This is a genomic window from Pseudarthrobacter sp. B907, assembly GCF_040137805.1.
Classification (GTDB): Bacteria; Actinomycetota; Actinomycetes; order Actinomycetales; family Micrococcaceae; genus Arthrobacter.
Map to the genome: position 1 here is coordinate 1 of NZ_JBEEQE010000010.1, position 20,248 is coordinate 20,248.

The 20,248-nt window shown below is 67.8% G+C and carries 16 protein-coding genes and 2 pseudogenes; 10 read left to right on the top strand and 8 right to left on the bottom strand.

Annotated elements, in window-relative coordinates; genetic code table 11:
• The first annotated feature begins 182 nt into the window (after positions 1 to 182).
• On the top strand, positions 183 to 416 hold the full coding sequence (locus ABLI39_RS10200) for a hypothetical protein (protein WP_349413309.1): 234 nt from the start codon (positions 183 to 185) through the stop codon (positions 414 to 416).
• 72 nt (positions 417 to 488) lie between these two features.
• On the opposite strand, the gene ABLI39_RS10205 is transcribed toward ABLI39_RS10200, so the two are convergent.
• The 3 genes from ABLI39_RS10205 to ABLI39_RS10215 all read right to left on the bottom strand — a co-directional run bounded on the left by ABLI39_RS10205 (position 489) and on the right by ABLI39_RS10215 (position 4,023).
• Positions 489 to 1,370: an MBL fold metallo-hydrolase gene (locus ABLI39_RS10205; protein WP_349413310.1), complete on the bottom strand. Its 882-nt coding sequence runs from the start codon at positions 1,368 to 1,370 to the stop codon at positions 489 to 491.
• Positions 1,371 to 1,372: 2 nt separating this feature from the next.
• The gene (locus ABLI39_RS10210) at positions 1,373 to 3,061 is read right to left on the bottom strand and encodes a long-chain-fatty-acid--CoA ligase (protein ID WP_349413311.1); all 1,689 of its coding nucleotides are present in this window, start codon (positions 3,059 to 3,061) and stop codon (positions 1,373 to 1,375) included.
• 182 nt (positions 3,062 to 3,243) lie between these two features.
• Positions 3,244 to 4,023, bottom strand: coding sequence for an SDR family NAD(P)-dependent oxidoreductase (locus tag ABLI39_RS10215; protein WP_349413312.1), 780 nt, complete (start codon positions 4,021 to 4,023; stop codon positions 3,244 to 3,246).
• Positions 4,024 to 4,116: 93 nt separating this feature from the next.
• Here ABLI39_RS10215 and ABLI39_RS10220 point away from each other — a divergent pair, with 93 nt between their 5' ends.
• A complete protein-coding gene (locus ABLI39_RS10220; protein WP_349413313.1) occupies positions 4,117 to 4,650 on the top strand; it encodes a TspO/MBR family protein in 534 nt (177 codons plus the stop codon).
• Positions 4,651 to 4,718: 68 nt separating this feature from the next.
• Here ABLI39_RS10220 and ABLI39_RS10225 read toward each other — a convergent pair whose 3' ends face one another.
• Together ABLI39_RS10225 and ABLI39_RS10230 are read right to left on the bottom strand one after the other, a co-directional pair.
• Positions 4,719 to 5,216, bottom strand: a complete 498-nt coding sequence (locus tag ABLI39_RS10225) for an SRPBCC family protein (protein ID WP_349413314.1) — start codon at positions 5,214 to 5,216, stop codon at positions 4,719 to 4,721.
• A 16-nt stretch (positions 5,217 to 5,232) separates the two neighbouring features.
• Entirely contained in the window at positions 5,233 to 5,616 is a 384-nt protein-coding gene (locus ABLI39_RS10230; RefSeq protein WP_349413315.1) for an ArsR/SmtB family transcription factor, read from the bottom strand.
• Positions 5,617 to 5,785: 169 nt separating this feature from the next.
• Between ABLI39_RS10230 and ABLI39_RS10235 the strand changes: the two are divergent.
• Positions 5,786 to 6,875: pseudogene (locus ABLI39_RS10235) on the top strand (type I restriction endonuclease).
• A gap of 68 nt (positions 6,876 to 6,943) precedes the next feature.
• On the opposite strand, the gene ABLI39_RS10240 reads toward ABLI39_RS10235, so the two are convergent.
• Positions 6,944 to 8,920 carry an ATP-binding protein gene (locus ABLI39_RS10240; RefSeq protein WP_349413316.1) on the bottom strand — a complete coding sequence of 659 codons (1,977 nt, stop codon included), beginning with the start codon at positions 8,918 to 8,920 and terminating at the stop codon, positions 6,944 to 6,946.
• 192 nt (positions 8,921 to 9,112) lie between these two features.
• Here ABLI39_RS10240 and ABLI39_RS10245 point away from each other — a divergent pair, with 192 nt between their 5' ends.
• Positions 9,113 to 9,769, top strand: a complete 657-nt coding sequence (locus ABLI39_RS10245; protein ID WP_349413317.1) for an alpha/beta hydrolase — start codon at positions 9,113 to 9,115, stop codon at positions 9,767 to 9,769.
• A 34-nt stretch (positions 9,770 to 9,803) separates the two neighbouring features.
• Here ABLI39_RS10245 and ABLI39_RS10250 read toward each other — a convergent pair whose 3' ends face one another.
• Positions 9,804 to 10,232: a DUF7793 family protein gene (locus ABLI39_RS10250; protein ID WP_349413318.1), complete on the bottom strand. Its 429-nt coding sequence runs from the start codon at positions 10,230 to 10,232 to the stop codon at positions 9,804 to 9,806.
• Positions 10,233 to 10,351: 119 nt separating this feature from the next.
• Between ABLI39_RS10250 and ABLI39_RS10255 the strand changes: the two genes are divergently transcribed.
• The 4 genes from ABLI39_RS10255 (at position 10,352) to ABLI39_RS10270 (ending at position 15,236) form a co-directional block, all read left to right on the top strand.
• Entirely contained in the window at positions 10,352 to 10,786 is a 435-nt protein-coding gene (locus ABLI39_RS10255) for an SRPBCC family protein (protein ID WP_349413319.1), read from the top strand.
• Between the two features lie 127 nt (positions 10,787 to 10,913).
• Complete coding sequence (locus tag ABLI39_RS10260) at positions 10,914 to 11,936, top strand: DUF6454 family protein (protein ID WP_349413320.1); 1,023 nt, start codon at positions 10,914 to 10,916, stop codon at positions 11,934 to 11,936.
• Between the two features lie 45 nt (positions 11,937 to 11,981).
• The gene (locus tag ABLI39_RS10265; protein WP_349413321.1) at positions 11,982 to 13,688 is read left to right on the top strand and encodes a phospholipase C; all 1,707 of its coding nucleotides are present in this window, start codon (positions 11,982 to 11,984) and stop codon (positions 13,686 to 13,688) included.
• A 255-nt stretch (positions 13,689 to 13,943) separates the two neighbouring features.
• The gene (locus ABLI39_RS10270) at positions 13,944 to 15,236 is read left to right on the top strand and encodes an alpha/beta hydrolase (protein WP_349413322.1); all 1,293 of its coding nucleotides are present in this window, start codon (positions 13,944 to 13,946) and stop codon (positions 15,234 to 15,236) included.
• On the opposite strand, the gene ABLI39_RS10275 is transcribed toward ABLI39_RS10270, so the two are convergent.
• Complete coding sequence (locus tag ABLI39_RS10275) at positions 15,206 to 17,785, bottom strand: AMP-binding protein (RefSeq protein WP_349413323.1); 2,580 nt, start codon at positions 17,783 to 17,785, stop codon at positions 15,206 to 15,208. The genes ABLI39_RS10270 and ABLI39_RS10275 overlap by 31 nt on opposite strands.
• A 306-nt stretch (positions 17,786 to 18,091) precedes the next feature.
• On the opposite strand from ABLI39_RS10275, the pseudogene efeO reads away from it, so the two are divergent.
• Positions 18,092 to 18,850 (top strand): annotated as a pseudogene (gene efeO, locus ABLI39_RS10280) (iron uptake system protein EfeO); the annotation flags it as partial.
• On the top strand, positions 18,847 to 20,235 hold the full coding sequence (gene efeB, locus ABLI39_RS10285) for an iron uptake transporter deferrochelatase/peroxidase subunit (RefSeq protein WP_349413324.1): 1,389 nt from the start codon (positions 18,847 to 18,849) through the stop codon (positions 20,233 to 20,235). The pseudogene efeO and the gene efeB, both read left to right, overlap by 4 nt.
• The last annotated feature ends 13 nt before the right edge of the window (positions 20,236 to 20,248 follow it).

The following is a 20,248-nucleotide window of genomic DNA, read 5'->3' on the forward strand; positions in this document are numbered from 1 at the left end:
TCCCTGGATCCCGGGTTTGCCTTCCAGTATGCGCAACGAGCGGGCAGCCGCAACAGGTGCGGCCTCGATGAGACGGGAACCTAACACCCCGGTAACGCGGCGTTAATCCGCCCGTGCGAGGCTGGTGACTTCGGATTAGCACAGAACCCTTCCTGCACCGCAGATCGCAAGGAGTCTCAGCCGTGAACAGCCAAGAGCACAATCCGTCCGTAAGCCCCGCCCCCACCGGCGGCGGGGCATCGCCCCAAGACCTGAGCAGCGTACACGTCACCCATGTCCGGGAGGACGTGGCGGTGACCGGGCGGTGCGCCAATGTCCACCTGCCCACCGGCCGCACCTGCACGCTGCCGATGCGGCACCCGGGGGCCTGCAGCTTCGTCGGCCCCGAGGAGGCTGAGAGCATCGCGGCGCATTAGGCCTTGCGCCGCCGGCCCAGCCGGGCCGCTGCCCGCTGAGCGCGTCGGGGCTGCTGGGTGCCGCGGGCCTAATCAGTCCCCGTCGAGGCAGAGTACGAAGTCGGGAAAGACGTGCCGTCCCGGGCGTCCGTCCACCACGTCGATGGCCCGCCGGAGGTCCCCCAGCTGCTCCACGGTCATCTGCAGCGGCGGCTCGTCCGGCTGGTAGGTCGTGTACACCGGGTAGTCGACGCCGGGCTCCCCCGCCATCTCGATGTGGCAGCCCAGCACATGGCTGACCGGGCTTTCCGCGCAGAAGCGCACCAGCTTGTCGACGGTACGGACAAAGGCAGGCCAGTCGTGGATGTAGAGCCGGCCGGGGTAGACGGTGTCTCCGGTCAGCAGGAACCCGGTGTACCGGTCGTAGAAAGTGACGGCGGCGCTGTGGTGCCCCGGGCTGGGCCAGCACTGCAGTTCCCGGCCGCCCATGTCGATCCGGGCCGGCGGGCCGCCGTCGTCGTCGGTGAACCCGAAGAACTCCCATGCGCTGCCCCGCTCCGCGTCCACCACCAGCGTGTCGGGACGGCCCGCAAACTGGGCATCGCCCGCAATGTGGTCGCCGTGCGGGTGGGTGTGGAGCACCAACAGCCCGTAGCCCTCCCGCGGGTGGGCGGCCAGCCACGCCTCCACCAGCCCGTCGACCACGCGGCGCAGCGGGAAGAACTCCGCCGGGGCCGTGGCCCCGGTGTCGATCAGCACGGCGCGGGCGTTGCCGAACAGCAGGAACATAAAGGGCGCCTCGTAGTTGACCGCCATGTTCTGGCGCAGCACGAAGCTGTGCTCGTTATAGGCGTGGACCTGGATGTCCGGGTCCGTATTGTGCTTCGCGGACTCCGAGCCGCGGATCCAGGACACGGTGAGCTCACCCGGCCGGGGTACGCCGGAGGTGAAGTCGATCGCTGCGGCGTCGCCCATCGCTACAAGCCCGGCAGGATCTGTTCACGGACCTGCTTCCGGAGGATCTTGCCCAGCATGGAACGCGGCAGGTCCGGGACGGGGACAATCCGGCGCGGGACCTTGTAGCCGGCGAGGTGCTCACGGCAGTAGGCGCGCAGGGCCTCTTCGTCCAGTGCGGTGCCGGGTTCCAGTTCGACGGCGGCCACCACCAGCTCGCCGCCGCGTTCCAGCGGTTTGCCCACGACGGCGGCGTCCCGGACGTCCGGGTGCAGGCGCAGCACGGACTCCACCTCGGTGGGCGAGACGTTGAAGCCGCCGGTGATGATGAGTTCCTTGGCCCGGTCCACCACGGTGGTGAAGCCGTCCTCGTCGACCGTCACCACGTCGCCGGTGCGCAGCCAGCCGTCGGCGGTGAGGGTCTTCGCGGTTTCCTCGGGGTTGTTCCAGTACCCCTGGAAGACCTGCGGGCCCTTGATGAGCAGCTCGCCCGGCTGGCCCTGCGGGACCTCCACGGCGGCGTCGTCGACGTCGACCACTTTCATCAGGGTGGACGGGAACGGCACCCCGATGGTGCCGGTGCGGCGGGTGGGGTGGAAGGGGTTGCCGAGCGCCACCGGGGAGGACTCGGTCATGCCGTAGCCCTCCACGAGCAGGCCGCCGGAGACGGACTCCCAGAGCTCCACCACGTGGTCCGGCAGGTTCATGGCGCCGGAGATGCAGTACTTGCAGGACCGCAGCGAGACACCCTTTTCCTTGGCGGCCATGGCGGTGCGCTCGTAGATCGGCGGGACCGCGCAGTAGACGGTGGCGGGCGATTTCTTCATCGCGGCCAGCACCAGGTCCGGGTCGAACTTGGGGAACAGGACCAGCAGGCCCTGCTTGCGGATGCCGTAGGTCAGGTAGAGCGTCATGCCGAAGGCGTGGAACATCGGCAGGATCGCGTAGAAAATTTCCTTGCGGTACTCGGCGCCGGCCATCCAGGCCTCGCCCTGCAGGGCGTTGGCGTAGAGGTTGAAGTGCGTGAGCATGGCGCCCTTGGGCCGGCCGGTGGTGCCGGAGGTGTACTGGATCGCGGCGAGGTCGGTCACCGCGGGGCGGGGGTGCGCGGGGTCGATCCGGCCGTGGCCGAGGAGTTCCTTCCAGGGCATGGTTCCCGGCGCGGGGGCCGTCAGCGAGGCCCGGGTCTCGCGCAGCTTCCCCACCGGCAGGGACAGGGCGAACCGCTTGGCCGCGGGGAAGGCCTCCAGCAGGTTGACCGAGACCACGTGGTCGATCTCGACGTCGGAGGGGAACTCGCGGATGGCGGCCGCGGCCTTGTCCCAGGCGATCACAACGCGGGCCTGGTGGTCCTCGAACTGGTGGCGGAGTTCGCGGGAGGTGTACAGCGGGTTGTGCTCGACCACGACGGCGCCCAGGCGCAGCACCGCGTAGAAGGCGACGACGTGCTGCGGGCAGTTGGGCAGGATCAAGGCCACCCGGTCGCCGGCCCGGACCCCGAGCCGGCGCAGGCCTTCGGCAGCCCGGTCCACCTGCTCGCCGAGCTCCGTGTAACTGGTCCGGCGCCCGAAGAACTCCAGGGCCGGCGCGCTGCCGGCCTCGGCCACGGACCGCTCCAACATGGCGACGAGCGACTCCGTCGGCAGTTCGATCTCGGCCGGGACGCCCGGCTGGTAGTTCTTCACCCAGGGCTGCTGGTCCGTGTGCTCCATGCCCACATCATTTCGCGAACTGCGCGTGCGTGCGAATTCGGACCCTCCCTCACCTCCGGCAGCCAAACGACAAACCCTGCCTCAGGTGTGGCGGCAAATCTACCAACGCTCCCTCAGGTGATCTGAGGGAGCGTCCGTCAAGAAACCACCAAACCTGAGGGAGCGTCCGGGATGGCCTTGCGCTAAAGCGCGGACCAGCCGCCGTCGGACGCGAGGATGGCGCCGTTGACGTTGGTGCCGTCGTCGCTGAGCAGGAAGGTGATCGACGCCGCCAGCTGCGCCGCCGTCGCCGGGGTCGGGATGTTGGCGCCCATCAGCGGGCCGAGCCGCTCGGCGGCCAGCTGGGAGCCCCAGTCCGCCACGATGTTGGTGATCGTCGCCCCGGGCGCCACCGCATTGAAGCGCAGACCCTTCGGCCCGTACATCACCGTGGAGTTCTTGGTCAGGCCGACGACGGCGTGCTTCGACGCGGTGTAGGCAGCACCGGCGGCGGACCCCCGCAGCCCGGCCTCGGACGTCACGTTGACCACGGAGCCGGTGCCTGCCTCGAGCATCAGCGGGACGACGGCGCGGGTCAGGCGCATCAGGGCAGTGACGTTGATCCGGAAGACCCGCTCCCAGACGGCGTCGTCCACCTCGTGGACCGGGGCGAAGTTGTCCATGATGCCCGCGACGTTCGCGAGCGCGTCCACGCGCCCGCCCGCGGCGGCCACGACGGCGGCGACGGTCTCCTCGGTGGAGATGTCGCCGGCCACCGGCACAAGATCCAGGCCTGCGTTCTGGGTCACGAGGTCATCCAGGCGTTCCTTGCTGATGTCCGCCGCGACCACCCTGCCGCCCTCCTTCGCGACGCGGAGCGCGGTGGCCAGGCCAATGCCGGAGCCGGCGCCCGTGACGATCACCGTCTTGCCGGCAAAACGGCCCGGGGTGATGGTTTCCTGCCATGAAGCTTCGTTGCCCATGATGTCCTTCCAGACGTAGAGGATGGTGACGACTGCGCAAGGTCCCGCCGTCGTAGTTTGACGGGAGGGAGGGCGGTTGTCCACAGTGAGTCAGTGCTCTTGAACGTTGAACTAAGCGCCCCGGGCACCCCCGCCCCCGCCACCCGCCCGCGCCGGCTGGCGGCCCTCATCGGTTTTCTCGCGGTGTCCCTCGCGGTATCGCTGCTGGGCTCCCTGCCGATCAGGATGAACGGCGGCTGGTACGCGGCGGCAGACAAGGCGCCCTGGACCCCGCCCGGCTGGATGTTCAGCTCGGCCTGGCTGGCACTCTACGCGGCGATGGCGCTGGCGGCGTGGCTGGTCTGGCGGCAGCAGCTCTTCCCGCGCCGGAAGGCCCTTACTGTCTATGCCGGCCTGCTGCTGCTGAATTTGTCGTGGCCGCTGATGTTCTTCGGCCTGTACCCGATGCTGGGGACCGCCGCCCTGTGGCTCGCGCTGCTGGTGATCGCAGCGCACGCCGCAGTGGCGGCCGCTGCCGTGCTGCGCTTCGGACCGATCAGCACGACGGCGGGCCTGCTGATGCTGCCCTACGTCTCCTGGCTGGTGTTCTCGGCCAGCCTGAACCTGTACGCCGCCCTGCACAACTAGCTCAGTACGGGAGGACGACGGCGGGATACCCGCCGTCGTCCTCCCGTAGTGTTTGTCCTCTGCGCCCGTCAGGCGCGGACGGAGTCGGCGAGGATTGCGTCCACCTGGCCCAGTGCCCCCTTCATGCCCTCCTCCATGCCCATGGCGACGATCTTCTCCATCTGGTCCTCGGTCTCGAAAGTGGACAGCACCGTCATCCGGGTGCGGTCACCGATCGGTTCCAGCGTCACGACGCCGTGGATCGTGCCCATCTCGGCCACCGGCTCGCCGCTGTCGTCCGAGAAGCCGTCATCGAACTCAAGGCGGTGCGGGGCCTCCAGCGCCACAAAGCGCCACCAGCCGCGGGCTTTCTCCCCGCCGGGACCGGTCATGTAATAGCTGGCCTCGCCGCCGGGGACAAAGTCGTGCTTCTCAAAGGTCGCCGGCCACGTGGGCGGGCCCCACCAGCGCTCCAGCTGGCGCGGATCCTCCCAGATCTGCCAGACGCGCTCGACGCCGGCGTCGAACTCCGCCACGACACTGAGGCTCAGCGCCTCCAGGTTCTTGACTGAACTGATGACTGTCATGTCCAACCCTTTCCTATCATTCTTCGCCGGCTTCCGCCCGGCTGCTGCCCGGTGGGCCGTTCGGTGGATCCGTTTCGGCGAGCAGGTCCGCGATCCGCTCTGACCGTTGCCGCCAAATGACTTCGTACTCATCGAGCAGCCGGCGGGCCTTCTGCAGTCCGTCGTGGTTGGCCCGCACAATCTGCTCCCTTCCGCGCTTCTCCTTGGTCACCAGGGAAGCGCGTTCAAGCACCGCCACATGTTTCTGGACGGCGGCAAAACTCATGGCGTAGAGCGCGGCGAGCCCGGAGACTGAGTACTCCCCCACCGTCACGCGGCGCACGATGTCCCGGCGGGTCGAATCGGCAAACGCCTGGAACAGGCGGTCCACCGCTTCGTCATTCAACTGATCTACAACCATTTGGTTGTAGAATAATCCCCGACCCGCCGGGGTGTCAATGGGTTGGCGGCAGCTCGGGCACCGGCCCACGCATCCGGGCCGCACAGCGGGCCACATGGGTTCGGTGTCTAGCGTTGTCGGTGGCCTGCGATAAATTGAAAGAACAATCATTAGTTTTCTAGGGGGACGCATGGAATTTGCAGAAAAACTGTCCGCTGGCGGCAAAGGTGCGACAGCAGCGGGGCGTCATTCAGACCGAAGAGGCAACGAAGAACGCGTTCGTTATGCCCTTCATCTCCACGATCCTCGGCTATGACGTCTTCAATCCGTTGGAAGTCGTCCCCGAGTTCATCGCGGATGTAGGCCTCAAGAAGGGCGAAAAGGTCGACTACGCAATCGTCAAGGACGGCGAAGTCCAGATCCTGATCGAATGCAAGAAGTCCACTGAACCCGTCAAGATCGAACACGCCTCGCAACTGTTCCGCTACTTCGCCGTGACCAATGCGCGAATTGCAATCCTGACCAACGGCGAGATCTACCAGTTCTTCACCGATCTGGATGCGCCGAACCGAATGGACGCGAAGCCTTTCCTCGTTCTCGATCTCAACGACATCGACGAGACGCTCATCCCGGAACTGCAGAAGCTCTCCAAGGATGTCTTCGATCTCGATTCGATCATCAACGCTGCCGGCGAGCTCAAGTACATCGGGGAACTCAAGCGGACTCTGGCTGCTCAATTCAAGGAGCCGGAAGATGAATGGGTCAAATTCCTGACCGGCCGTGTCTACTCTGGCGCTTACACGCAGAAGGTCCGGGAACAGTTCACCGCACTCGTTGCAAAAGCCTCGAAGCAGTTTCTCAACGATCAGGTGAATGAGCGCTTGAAGAAAGCACTCGGCGCGCCCGGCTTCCCACAGAACGACGAGGCCGCCGCTGCGGCGACGGTCACCAGCGCCCCCGTCGCCGAGGCCGATCTTGAAGCGGCTGACGGGATCGAAACAACACTCGAGGAAATCGAGGGCTACCAGATCGTCCGAGCAATCGTGTGCAGCGAGGTCAAGCCTGCACGTGTCTCCCAACGCGATGCGAAGTCGTACTTCGCCGTGCTTCTCGACGACAACAACCGCAAGCCGATCGCACGGCTCCATTTCAACCGGACCCAGAAGTACATCGGCCTCTTCGGCAGCGACAAAGAAGAAACCCGGGTTCCGATCAGCTCTTTGGAAGAGATTTACGAGCACACTGATGCCCTGCGTGCGAGTGTCAGGAGCTACCTGTGAGCGCGACCGGCTAGCGCGAGGCGACGCGGAATACATTCCGCGTCGCCTCGTGCGTCAAGGGCGCCGACTCACCCCATAAACGTGCGGTGGACGTCGCTGCCGTAGCGGCGGATGATGTCCCGCTTGGCGCTCTTGAAGGCTTCGAGGTCCCCGCTGTGGCCCTTCTGCTCCGCCCGCCGCCGGGCGAGCTCGTCCGCGATCACGTCCAGGAAGAGCTCTGCCAGCAGCAGCCGGGCCGAATCTCGGAACCGGCCGCGGCCGTCAACGTACAGCTGCACCGTGGGGGCGGCGGTGTTGATGATGACCTTGCGCTCCTCCGCGCTGTACACGGCCCGGTCGGCACTGTTGTGCAGGCTGCGGAACTCATACCCGGTGAAGAGGTCGACGCCGTGGTCCCGGACGGGCCGGTGTCCCTCCCGGCGCTGCGCCGTTAGCTGCCCGGCGGCGTCGCCGACGCCGACGCCTGCACCGGTGTCGCCGGGCACAGCTCCGGCGGCCGACGGGTGCGGCGGCTGGTCGGCGCCGCGGTGCGAGGCGTGCTCGGCGATGACGATCTCGCAGAGCGCCCAGTAGTCGCCGGCCCGGGCCGTGAGCTCGCCCCGGTCACCGGACCGTTCCCCCGTGACCTCCCACTCCAGCCGCCGGGTTTGCCCCAGCGCCTCGACGGCGGCCGGGGCCGGGGCTGGCTCCATCCGCATCGTGCCCGGCAGCTCGGCCTCGAAGGTGAGCGTGCCGCCGTCGGGCAGCCGGGCGGGATCCAGCAGCAGGGCTACATGGAACGGATGCCCCGGCGGCCGGTAGTAAAACGGGGTGGTAAAGCGCAGCGCCGCCGCCTCATCCCCCGCCGGGAGCCCGTTCCCGGGCGACTCGGTCTCCAGCCCCAGGTCGACGACGGCGGCCTCGTTCATGTGTTGCAGCAGCTGTTCGATCATTTCCGCGGTGCGTCCGGAGGTGGTGGCGCGCTCGAGGTGCGTGAGCTTCTCCTTCTCGGCCTGCACGGCGTCGGCGAGCATCCGGCTCACGGCCCGGGCGAACGCGGCCACAAAGGGGTCCCGGAGGTTCAGGCCCTCGCGCTCGTCGCTGATGACCGCCCGGCCGCGGCCCAGCATGACGGTCAGGGCGTCGCAGCGCACCTGGCCGAAGAGGTATTCGGTGCCCACCTGGTTTTCGAAGTCGAACAGCTGGCAGTCCAGGACGGCCTGCCCGGAGAGGACGATGAGGCCGCTGGTGCGTTCGTCTCCTTTGAGGGTCAGTTCGGTGTCCGTGGCGCGTTTCAGCGTGAGGGTGAACGGGTACTCCCGGCCCTCAAAGTCGACGCTGCCGGGCAGCTCCGGCCCCAGCAGCAGGTCCGCGGGCGGCTCCCGGAACCGGACCGGCTCGTTGCGGTACTCACCCGATCCGGGCTGCCCGTGTTCCAGCTCCACGCTCCGGCGCCCCAGCACGGCGCGCAGGTAGATGTTGTCGGCGAGGGACTCCAGCAGGGTGCTGAACTGGGTGATCCGGACGTGGGGATTGTCGACGACGACGCTCACCCGGGTTCCGCTGGCGGCCGGCGCTTCGTCGATGCCGAGCCGGGCATAGTCGGCCGGGAAGGCGCGCCGGTCCTCGCCGCCGTCGTCGTAGAGATAACCGCCGTTCTCGCCGCGGAAGACGTCGATCCGGGTGAACCGGCCGCCCTGGATGGTCTCGATCCAGCCGTGGCCCAGGCCGAAGATCGCCTGTTTGAGGCCGCGGCCGAAGTAGCCGCGGCCGTCGCCCTCGCCGCGCGCCAGCGGACTGTGCGCGCCGCCGTAGCTGAGGATCCGGCCGGCCTGCTCGAAGGACATGCCCTCCGCCTGGTCGCCGACCATGATCACCGCGCCGGTGTGGTGCCGCTCGTACCGCACGTGGATCCGGCCGCTGGTGTGCCCGCCGGTTCTTTCGAGTCGGGCGTAACTGTCGTCGCTGTTGGTGATCAACTCCACCAGCGCTTTCTCGACCGAGGCAAAGCGCCGCGAATCGATACCGATCACGCGCTGGTCCACCTGGATTTCGGCAACCGTCATGCTGAATCCCTCGCTCACACCTGAAGCTGGTACGCAACGTTGCTCAGCCCGCCTGAGCCGGGCCGGGCCGGGCCGATATGTGGAGCGTAGCAGTTCGGCACTATTTGGTACGGGTGTGCGACGACGGCCGGTCCCCTATCGGGGCCGGCGCGAAAACCTCCGTTGAGGTTAGCGGACCCGTACGCTGAGCCGATGAGGAAAAAGCTGGAGGTCGTTCTCGTCCACGGATTGTGGCATCAGCCGGCGCACTTCGACCGCCTGGCGGAAGAACTGCGCGGACAGGGCGCAACCGTTCACGTCCCCCGGCTGCACCGCGGCTCGCTCGCGGCCGACACTTCAACCGTCCAGGCGACCGTGGACCGATGCCTGACGGAGCCCGTCGTTGTGGGCCATTCCTACGGGGGATCCGTCATCACGGGGCTGGACCGGGTCCGCCACCTGGTCTACGTCGCGGCCTTCGTGCCGGCCGCGGGCGAGAGCGGTGCGCTGCTGGGCGGCGCCGGGGCGCTGGTGAACGCAGCGGTACACCGCCACGAGGACGGGAGCACCAGCATCCGGCCGGAGAGGGCCCGGGAGGTCCTCTATGCCGACTGCACCGAAGCCGACAGCGAGCGCGCTGCCGGGCTGCTCGTGCGACAGCGGCCCGGTCACGGCCGTGGAGTTCCTCGCCGTATCGCGTGGGAAAGCGTTGGAAGCACGTACCTCAGATGCGAACAGGACCGGGCCCTGAGCCCCGGGCTTCAGGACCAAATCGGCGAACGCTGCACCACCATGGTCAGCCTGGATGCGAGCCATTCCCCGTTCATCAGCCGCCCCCGGCAGCTCGCCGGCCTGATCCTGGGGACGTAGCCGGCGTCGGGCAGGGAATCAGTCGAGCAGGGTCTTAACGGGAGCGCGGCGCCATGGCGGAGTCGGGTTCGTCCTGCCTAAGGCCCCCGGAGCCGGAGACGAACCCGTTGAGCCAGGCCACGGCGTCGTTCCTTGACGTGAAAAATTCGTGCGGGTACTGGCTGTCCCTGCTGGTTGCCGCGGCCACGACGCGGTCCACCGCGCTGGAACCCAGCACGGCGATGGCGAGCACATCAACCGACTTCGCGAACTCGTAGCGCGCCGCGGCGCTGATTTCCACGTCCGTCATCACGGAAAGCATCGGCATCCGCCCCGCCTCGGCGAGCTGGGCCGTGGCCCGCATGGCATCCCTGGCGTCGACGACGTCCACGAACGACCCCGGCACCCAAACCGACTCAATGATGCCGCCATTGACGCATAGGGAGTTCTTCCCGTTGGCGGCAAGGATTGGTTCTGGCGTCATTCGGCCAAGTCTAGGCGCGGCGGGGCCACTCAGCTGGACAACACGGCGCAGTAGAGTGTGGTCAGTGCCGGCTCGTCCCAGTCAGGGAACCGGCAGCCGGAAAACTAGGAGGGGCATCCATGGCTCACGCCGAGAACGAAGTCACCATCAACCGTTCACCCGAGGACGTATATGCATTCCTCGCAGACGGGCTGAACAATGCTGCATGGCGGACGGGGATTCAGAGCATTGCGCTGAAGTCCGGCACCCCGGGTGCCGTCGGGGCAGTCTACGCCCAGACGCTCACTGGGCCCGGCGGGCGGCCCATCACCGGTGACTACGAGATCACCGCCGCGGACCCCGGGAAGCGGCTGGACTTCCAGGTTGTCGCGGGCCCGGCACGTCCAGCCGGAACCTACCGCCTGAGCGAAGCTACGGGCGGAACCACCGTTCGCTTCAGCCTGAACCTTGAGCCCAAGGGACTTATGAAAGTTGTGGGCCCGATGATAGCCCGGACCATGCGCGCCGAGGTGGACCAGCTGGACACCCTCAAACGAGTCCTTGAGTCGGCCTAGCGCCACGCTGGCCGCCGCGCCGCCCGACAGATAGTCAGCTTGCTGTTCACTAACCCTCCACGCAGGGTTCATTACCAGTAAGTAACTTGGGGAGTCCCAGAGATTCGACCTTTGAGAGGCTCCCCCCATGAGCACCACGCGCACCCGAGGCATCCTGACGGCCGCCGCATCCATCGTCCTGGCAGCGTCCGCAATCGGCGGCACCGCGGCCGCCCAGGCTGCAGGCAACAATAACCAGCAAGGCGGAAACGACGCCGGTACGCACCATGAAACGGATACCGCACTGGCCGACGCGTTCAACGGCGTCGACCGCAACACGAAGTGGCAGCAGACGTCCAAGCTGAAGCTGAACTTCCCCACGTACCACACCGAGGGAATCGCTTACAGCCAGGACCACATCTTCCTCTCGGCCGTACAGATCACCGAACCCACCACAAAGTTTCCGACCCCGCAAAACGGATTTGACCGGACGCCCGGCAAGGGCATCGGCCACCTGTTTGTGATGGACAAGGCCGGGAACCTGCAGAAGGACATCATCCTAGGCGAAGGGGACATGTACCACCCGGGCGGCATCGACTTCGACGGCACCAACGTCTGGGTCCCGGTGGCCCAGTACCGGCCCAACAGCAGTGCGATCATCTACAAGGTCGACGCGACCACCCTCGACGTGCACAAGCAGTTCGAGGTGCCGGACCACTTTGGCGGCATCGTGCTGGACAAGCAGACCGGCCACCTGGTCGGCAACACTTGGGGCTCGCGCCGCTTCGCCGAATGGGATCTTCAGGGCAAGCAGCTCGCAACCTGGGAGAACCCGAACTTCTTCATCGACTACCAGGACTGCCAGTACGTGCCCAACTCCAAGATGCTTTGTGGCGGCATCACCAACCTGCCGCAGACCCCGGCTGCCGGCGGCACCGGTGCCACGTACGAACTTGGCGGCATGGCAATGATCGACCTCAAGTCCCACGGCGTAACCCGCGAGGTCCCGTTCCAGCAGTGGTCCACTGCCGGGCACGTCGCCACTCGCAACCCCTTCAAGATGACCGCCGACGGCGACCACCTCACCATGAAGGTGGCCCCCGACAACGGCGAAGAGGGCAACGGCACCGAAATCCTCACCTACGAAGCCACCGTCACCCCGGCCAAGTAACGCCCCCTACACCGCCACGCCCGAACAGGAACGATTGGATACCCCATGCCTCATTCAGCTCAACGCTTCACCCGAAGGCGCGTGGCCGCAGCCACGAGCGCCACAGCGCTGGCGGCCTCGGCCCTGACCGCCGGCCTGGTCGGCTTCGGTGTAGGTCCGGCCGCCGCGCTCGAGAACCACGGCGGCACGGCGACGCCGATCAAGCACGTGGTGGTGATCTTCCAGGAGAACGTCTCGTTCGACCACTACTTCGCCACCTACCCCAAGGCCGCCAACATTCCGGGTGAAACCCAGCAGGGCAGCGGCGCCAAGGCTGCAGCCTTCACGGCGGCAAAGAACACGCCAAAGGACATCAACACCCTGGCTTCCGCCGGCCTGCTGGCGCCCAACAACCCCAACGCGGTCCAGCCTTCCCGGCTCTCGCCCCAGCAGGCCGTCACCTGCGACCAGGACCACAACTACGGCGCCGAGCAGAAGGCGTACAACGGCGGCCTGATGAACAAGTTTGTTGAGTACACCAGCCGGGATGCCTGCGGCGCCAACCAGTACGGGCGCCCCGGGCTGACAATGGACTACTACGATGGCAACACTGTCACCGGCATCTGGAACTACGCCCAGCACTACGCCATGAGCGACAACCACTACAGCACCGTCTTCGGGCCCTCCACCCCGGGTGCGCTGAACCTGGTCTCCGGACAGACCCACGGGGCCACCGAATACACCGCCACGGGGCAGCCCACCGCGTCTTCCACCAGCGACTACGCCGTCCGCCAGCCGGATGCCAAGGGCGTCGGCACGGTCATCAACGACCCGGATCCGGTCTACGACGACTGCTCGAACAACAGCCACGCCAAGACCAACAATCTTGCCGGCATGAACGGCAAGAACATCGGCGACCTGCTCAACGCCAAGGGCACGTCGTGGGGCTGGTTCCAGGGCGGCTTCACGCCGACCACCGCAGCCACCGCCACGACTCCGGCGTCATGCCTGTCCAGCCACACGAACGCGGCCGGCGCGAGCGTCGTTGACTACTCCCCGCACCACCAGCCGTTCCAGTACTACGCCTCCACCGCCAACCCGCACCACCTGGCGCCGGCGTCGGACGCGGAGATCGGACACAACGGCCAGGCCAACCACCAGTACGACCTCACCGCGTTCAACAAGGTCCTCGACACGGACAACATGCCTGCCGTGTCCTTCCTCAAGGCGGGAATGTCCCAGGACGGCCACGCCGCCTACTCCGACCCGATCGACGAGCAGAAATTCATCACCAACACCGTCAACCAGATCCAGAAGTCCAAGAACTGGGAGAACACCGCCGTCGTGCTCGCGTACGACGACTCCGACGGCTGGTACGACCACGCAGCTGCCAAGGTGAAGAACTCATCCAACAGTCCCGACGACGCCGCCTGGTGCCAGAACGCCGCAGCCAGCGGAGTTCCCATGGCCGGTGGCTACGCCGACCGCTGCGGACCGGGCCCGCGCCAGCCGCTGGTGGTCATCTCCCCGTACGCAAAGAAGAACTTTGTGGACCACACCGAGACCGACCAGGCCTCAGTCCTGCGCTTCATTGAGGAGAACTGGCACACGGGCCAGATCGGCGACGCCTCCGCCGACGCCACGGCCGGCTCCGTAAACGCCATGTTCAACTTCGAGGAGCCCCGCACCGGCAAAGTCCTGCTCGACGAACAGACCGGCGCCGTCGCGTCCGTCACCAAGAACGAGGACGACGCCGAAAACCGCGACAAGTAAGCCCCTCTGGCCGGCCTCTCGTTGCCGGTACAGCGAACGTCAGGAAACGCCACCCGCCGGCTGCCGGGTGGCGTTTCCTTTGCCCGTTCGTGGTTACGTCCTCCCCCTCGGCCGGGCGCCAGCCGCGGCAGTATGATCAACTCGATGACCGGAGCCGCAGCCTGCTCTGGTTGATTGTTTGCACCGGCCCCCTCACGCCGCGGGAGCTGCCGTCCCGGCCGGGGATGGTCCCCGTATCACGCAGTCTTGGGTTCAATGGATTCCTTCTTGCTGACCCTCAACATCGTTGACGGCCCCCTGATCCTGACCTTCTACGCGCTGAGCGTGGGTTGCGCCGTCGCCCTTCTGCTCGGACGCCGGCTGCGGCTCCTGGTCTTCCCGGCCAAGGCGGGGGTGGTTGGCGCCGCCGTCGGTGCCGCGGTCCTGATTGTTTCGGAGGGCCTTATCCACGCCTTCGGCAGCCCGCTGGGGTGGCAAGTCCGGCTTTGGGTGATCGCGTGTTTTGCGGGGCTGGGAATCTGCGCGGCCAGCTTCCGGCGATCACGGCCGTGGCGGAAAGCGCTGGCGTGCGCAGCGGCCGTCGTTTTTGCCGTCACCGCGGTGCTGGGAGTCAACGCCCACTACGGTCTGCACCCGACTGTGGCGTCCTTGCTGGGGATTTCCCTTGCCCCCAGAATCGAGCTGGATCCCATCAAACCCCGCATCCCGACCAAGCATCAGGCGCCGCTGTGGGAGCGCTGGAAGGCTCCGGAGCAGCTGCCGCCGGAGGGAACGGCAGCCCAGGTCGCCATCCCGCCAACAGTGTCCGGTTTCGCCTCGCGGCCGGCGGGGTTGTACCTTCCCCCGGCGGCCCTGGTGGCCGACCCGCCCGCCCTGCCGCTGGTGGTTTTTATGATGGGGCAGCCCGGGAATCCGGACCCCCAGTACGTCAAGACGGCTCTGGATGACTTTGCCGCACGCCACGACGGGCTGGCCCCCATCGTGATCGTCGCAGACCAACTCGGAAACCCCGCCGTCGACAATCTCTGCCTGGATTCGCCGCTCCACGGACGTCCCGAGACGTTCATTAACCGCGACGTGGTCGACTGGGCGCGGGGCCACCTGCACATCATCGACGATCGCAAGTATTGGACCATCGCCGGCTATTCCCACGGCGGCCAATGCGCGATCTCTTTCGCGGCAAAGTATCCCTCCGTCTGGGGCAACGTCCTAGACATTTCCGGGGAGGAATACCCGGGCGCGGAAGATCCGGAGACCAACCTTCGGGAGATGTTCGGCGGCAGCCAGGCGGCCTACGACGCCGAGAAACCAGCCAACATCCTGACGCAGCGGAAGTACCCGGACACCACCGCGATCTTCACGGCGTCCACCGACGATCCGGTGTATCTGGAGGCGGCCCGCCACCTTTCCGCCGCGGCAACTGCCGCGGGGATGACCGTCACGTACCACGAGGTTCCCAATGGCGGCCACGTGATCGGGGCGCTGAACGGCGGGCTCAGCGCGGGTTTCGACGTCCTCTATCCGCGGCTGGAGCTCTCCGGCCCCTGACCTTTCAGCCGCCGGGCCGCCCTGCGGAGCTGCGCGCCGGTCCACCACCGGCTGGCCGCAGACATTACGCGGGTCCACAGCGCCCAGTACGCCACCCCCGCGGCGAGCGAGGCCGCCACGGCGAGGACCGGGCTGATTCCGGCGAGCGGCGGGTACACCAGCCAGTGCACCAGGTACGCATACAGCGAGGCGCTCGCCAGCAGCACCGTGAGGCGGCGGAGGCCCTTCGGCACCGGAACGGTGGGAAGCCAGATGAGCAGCAGAATCCCAGCGAGGAGCGTTGCCTCCCGGGCCGCGTCGTCGAAGAACCCCGGAACGGTCAGCACGGCAATGGCCGAGACCACGCCGCGCTGGGCCGCCGTCCGGGACCGTGCAATGGCCCAGCCCAGGGCGAAGAGCCAGAGTGCGGGCGCCGTGTGCGGAACACCGGGATGCACCAGCTCGTAGCGGGTGAGGAGGCCGGCGCCGGTCAGGGCCAGCGGCAGAAGCAGGGGAAACCGCCGCTCGGCGCGGTCCGCCCAGGGGACGGCCAGCAAGGCTGTCATGGCCAGGAGCAGGTAGACAAGGACCTCGATGAACCAGAAATGCCACTGGGTGGTCACCGCTTCGGGCCCGATGACGGCGTTCAGGAGCAGGACGTTGGCCGGGGTGTAGTTGTCGGTCGCCAGATAGGCGAACAGGATGAACGCCATGCTGGGCACCACAATTCTGGCCAGGCTCGCCAGCTGCCGCCGCAGCCTGGGGATGCGGTCACCGGACAGCTGGAAGCGGGCAAAGTTGTACCCGGCCGCGGCCATCAGGACATGGGCTGCGCCCTGCCACTTGAAGAGTCCGACGTGGGTGCCGATGATCAGGACGATCCCCACCGCCCGCAACACGGTGCCCGTCTCGAGCGGGGCGAAGAAGCGCCGCCGTTTCCGCACCGGCGCCCCGCCCGCGCGCTGCTCCAGGTCCCGGACCGGGGTCACGTGCCAGTCCTGGGGAAGGTGGCCCAGGACCTGCTCCAGCCGGACCGAAGCTGCCACGTAGGACAGCGAATCCCCGCCGAGCGAGACGAAAGTGTCGCCGTCGGCAATCTCCTCGCACTCCAGGGCGTCCCGGAAGATCCCGCGGACACTGCCGGGGCCGACGGCGACAGCGTCGGCGCCCGGTGCCGCGGCCGCGGGCCCGCGCTCGGGCCGGGACAGCGCCAGGACGGCCTGATAGTCGAGTTTGCCCGTCCCCAGGCGCGGAAGCTGCTCGACGGCGTGGAGTTCGAGGGCCGCGCGCGGCAGCCCCATGCCCTGGGCGAGGACCTTGCCCAGCAGTCGGGTGTCCTGGTCGCCCTCGACGGCGACTACGACGCCGTCGTCCGTCCCGGCGGCGGCCGCCTGCGCGCCGAGGTCGGCCAGGAGCCGTTCCACCTGCCCCAGGTCGACGCGCAGTCCAACGATCTTGACGAACCTGCTGCGCCGGCCCACCACTTCGTACACTCCCGCGGGGTGCTTCCGGGCGAGATCGCCCGTGCGGAGTTCCGTGACCGTCCGGCCCCGGGCGAGGTCCGCCGGGGTCTCGGCATAGCCCAGCATGACGTTGGGGCCGGTGTAGACCAGTTCGCCGTGCTCCAGGCCCGGAACCGGGTCGATCCGGAACGAACCGCCGGGCACGGCGACGCCGACCGCGCCGGGGACGGTGGCGGCGAGTTCCGGCGGCAGGTAGGCCATCCTGGCTGTCGCCTCGGTCTGGCCATACATCACGAAGAGGTCCCAGCCGTTCCGGCGGCCCAGCTCGGCGTACCGGCGGACCGACTCCGGCGCCAGCCGGCCCCCGGCCTGGGTGACATAGCGCAGACCGGGCAGCTCCATCTCCGCGAACCCCACGCGTTCGAGCAGCTCAAACGTGTACGGCACGGCCGCGAACGCCGTCGCCCCCCGGTTTCGGAAGAGCTCCCAGAAGCACGGGTCGACGACGGACAGGTCCGTGAGGACCAGGCCTGCGCCGCGGAGCAGGTGGCTGTTGATCACCGACAGTCCGTAGCAGTAGGACATGGGCAGCGTCGTCGCGGCCCGGTCTTCCGGAGTGATGCCCAGGTATTCCGCAATCGACTCGGCGTTGGACTGCAGGTTGGTGTGCGAGAGCCGGACCAGCTTGGGCGAGCCCGTGGATCCGGAGGTGCTGAGCAGGAGAGCGAGGTCCGGGTGGAGCTCGTGCCGTGTGCCCGGGCGCCGCTCCTCCAGGACCGTGCGCCCGCCGCCGGGCCGCAGCACGACGTCGGGGTCGTAGGCCGCAAGCAGGGAGTCCAGGGCGGCCGGCTTGTCCTCGGGCAGGAGGATGAGGGGGTGCCCGCCCACCAGCGCCGCCAGGTAGGCGACGAGCGAGTCGACGTCGTTAGCGGCGGTCAGCGCAACGAGCCTGCGCTCGGTGCCGAGCCGGAGGGCGAGTTCGTCGACGCGTTCGGCCAGCTCCCGGTAGCTCAGCGCCAGGGTGTCGGTCAGGATGGCGGGTCGGTCCCCGTAGCTCGCAAGGTCGGCGGCGAAGGGCACCCGCATGAAGTCAAGCTGCGTGGTCACCCGTTCGATGGTATTAGCTTAGGCTCGCCTAAGCAAAATTAGGCTACAAAAAGTTTGCGTAATCGCCTCGGGTGGGTAATCTCCTTACTTAGGTGCACCTAAGTAAGGGCACGATCAGACCACAATCAGAAGGAAACACCAATGCCCGGTATCTCCATGCCCAAAATCGCTCCACGATTCCGGAAAGTGCTTATTTTTGTTGCAGCGCTCACCGCCGCCCCGCTGGCCCTGAGCGGCTGCGCGGACACCCAAAAGACGCCGGGGGGAGCCGCCGGACCGGGGCAGGTCGCGAGCACCCCAGCGGCTGACGCCAGCCTTCGCGCACTTCTGGAGACGGGCACCCGGCAGTACTCCGCGTTCGTGTCGGACCAAACCAATCAGCTGGTGGACGGGACCAAGGCGTTCGCGGCCGCCTACGCCGCCGGGGACGCGGCCACGGCCCGCGGGCTCTACGCCGCGACCCGCATGCACTGGGAGCGCATCGAGCCGGTGGCCGAGTCCTTCGGGGACCTCGACCCCAAGCTCGATGCCCGCGAGGCCGACCTTGAGCCGGGCCAGGCTTGGACCGGCTGGCACCGGGCCGAAAAAGACCTGTTCCCGCCCGCCGGCTACACTCCCCTCGCCCCGGCGGAGCGCGCCGCCGTGGCCACCCAGCTCGTCGCCGACACCGAGGAGCTGGCTCAACGCACCCGGACGGTGGAGCTCTCCGCTGACCAGCTCGGCAACGGCGCCAAGGAACTCCTGGACGAGGTCGCCACAGGCAAAGTCACCGGCGAGGAGGAGATCTGGTCCCACACCGATCTGTGGGATTTCCAGGCCAACGTCGACGGCGCCCGGATCGCCTTCGAGAGCCTGAAACCTGCGCTGCAACAGCAGGACCCTGCCCTGGCCGGAGTCCTCGAGGAGAAATTCGCGGCGCTGCAGGCCGGGCTCAAGAAACACTCCACCGGCAGCGGCTTCGCCTTCTACAACGAGCTCAGCCAGTCCGAGGTCCAGCAGCTCGCATCCCTGGTCGATGCCCTGGGCGAACCGCTCGCCCGGCTCACGTCGGCGGTAGCCCTGTGAGCGGTTGCCCCATCAGCGGCAGCCCCGGCGAGCCGACGCCGGCCGGTGATCAAACGCCGGCCGGCGGCGCGGCGCCCGGCGCCGGCACGGACTCCGGCTCCGGCTCCGGCTCCGGGAGCAGCGGCCTGTCCCGCCGCGGACTCCTGACCCTGGCCGGCGCTGGGGGCGCCGTCGCCGGCCTGGCAGCAGGTTTCTTCGGCCACGACCCCGTTGCCGCCGCGGCCGCTCCACTGGTGGCGCCCCGGGATAGCATCCCCTTCCGCGGCGACCGCCAGGCGGGCATCATCACGCCGGCCCAGGACCGCCTGCATATGGCGGCCTTCGACGTCGTCACCGAGGACCGGGCGGCCCTGATCCGGCTCCTCCAGGATTGGACCGCCGCCGCGGAGGCGATGACCGCGGGGCGCAGCACGGGCGCCACCGGCGCCGTCGACGGCCCGTATGACGCCCCGCCCGAGGACACCGGCGAGGCGCTGGACCTGGGTGCTGCAAAGCTCACCATTACCTTTGGTTTCGGCCCGGGCCTGTTCGAGAAGGACGGCAAGGCCCGGTTCGGCCTGCACGGCCGCCGCCCGGACGCCCTGATCGACCTGCCGCACTTCCCCGGCGATGGCCTGCAGCCCGGACGCACCGGCGGGGACATCGTGGTGCAGGCCTGCGCCGACGACCCGCAGGTGGCGGTCCACGCCATCCGGAACCTGGCCCGGATCGGATTCGGGCAGACGCGGGTCCGCTGGTCCCAGCTGGGTTTTGGCCGGACCTCCTCCACGTCGCGGTCGCAGGCCACGCCACGGAACCTCTTCGGTTTCAAGGACGGCACCAACAACCTCAAGGCCGAGGACACCGCCCTGCTGGACCAGCATGTGTGGGCCAGGGCGGGAACCCGCCCGGAAGAGGCATGGATGGCCGGCGGCACCTACCTTGTCGCGCGCAGGATCAGGATGCACATCGAGATCTGGGACCGGACCTCGCTCCGCGAGCAGGAGGGCTTGATCGGACGCACTAAGGCCGCGGGGGCCCCGCTCTCCGGCGGCGAGGAATTCACCGCCCCAGACTTTGAGATCAAGGGCAGCTCCGGGGAACCGCTGATCCCGCTGAAAGCCCACGTCCGGATCGCACACCCAAACCGGAACCACGGAGTCAAGATGCTCCGGCGCGGCTACAACTACGCCGACGGCTCGGACGGCCTGGGGCACCTCGACGCCGGCTTGTTCTTCATCGCCTTTGTCACGGACCCCCGGACCCACTACGTGCCCATGCAGCGGGCCATGGCGAAGGAAGACACCCTGGCCGTGGAGTACCTCAAACACACCGGCTCTGGACTTTTTGCGGTTCCGCCGGGAACCCGGGCGGGAGGTTACATCGGCGACGGTCTCTTCACGTGACAGCCTCCGCCGC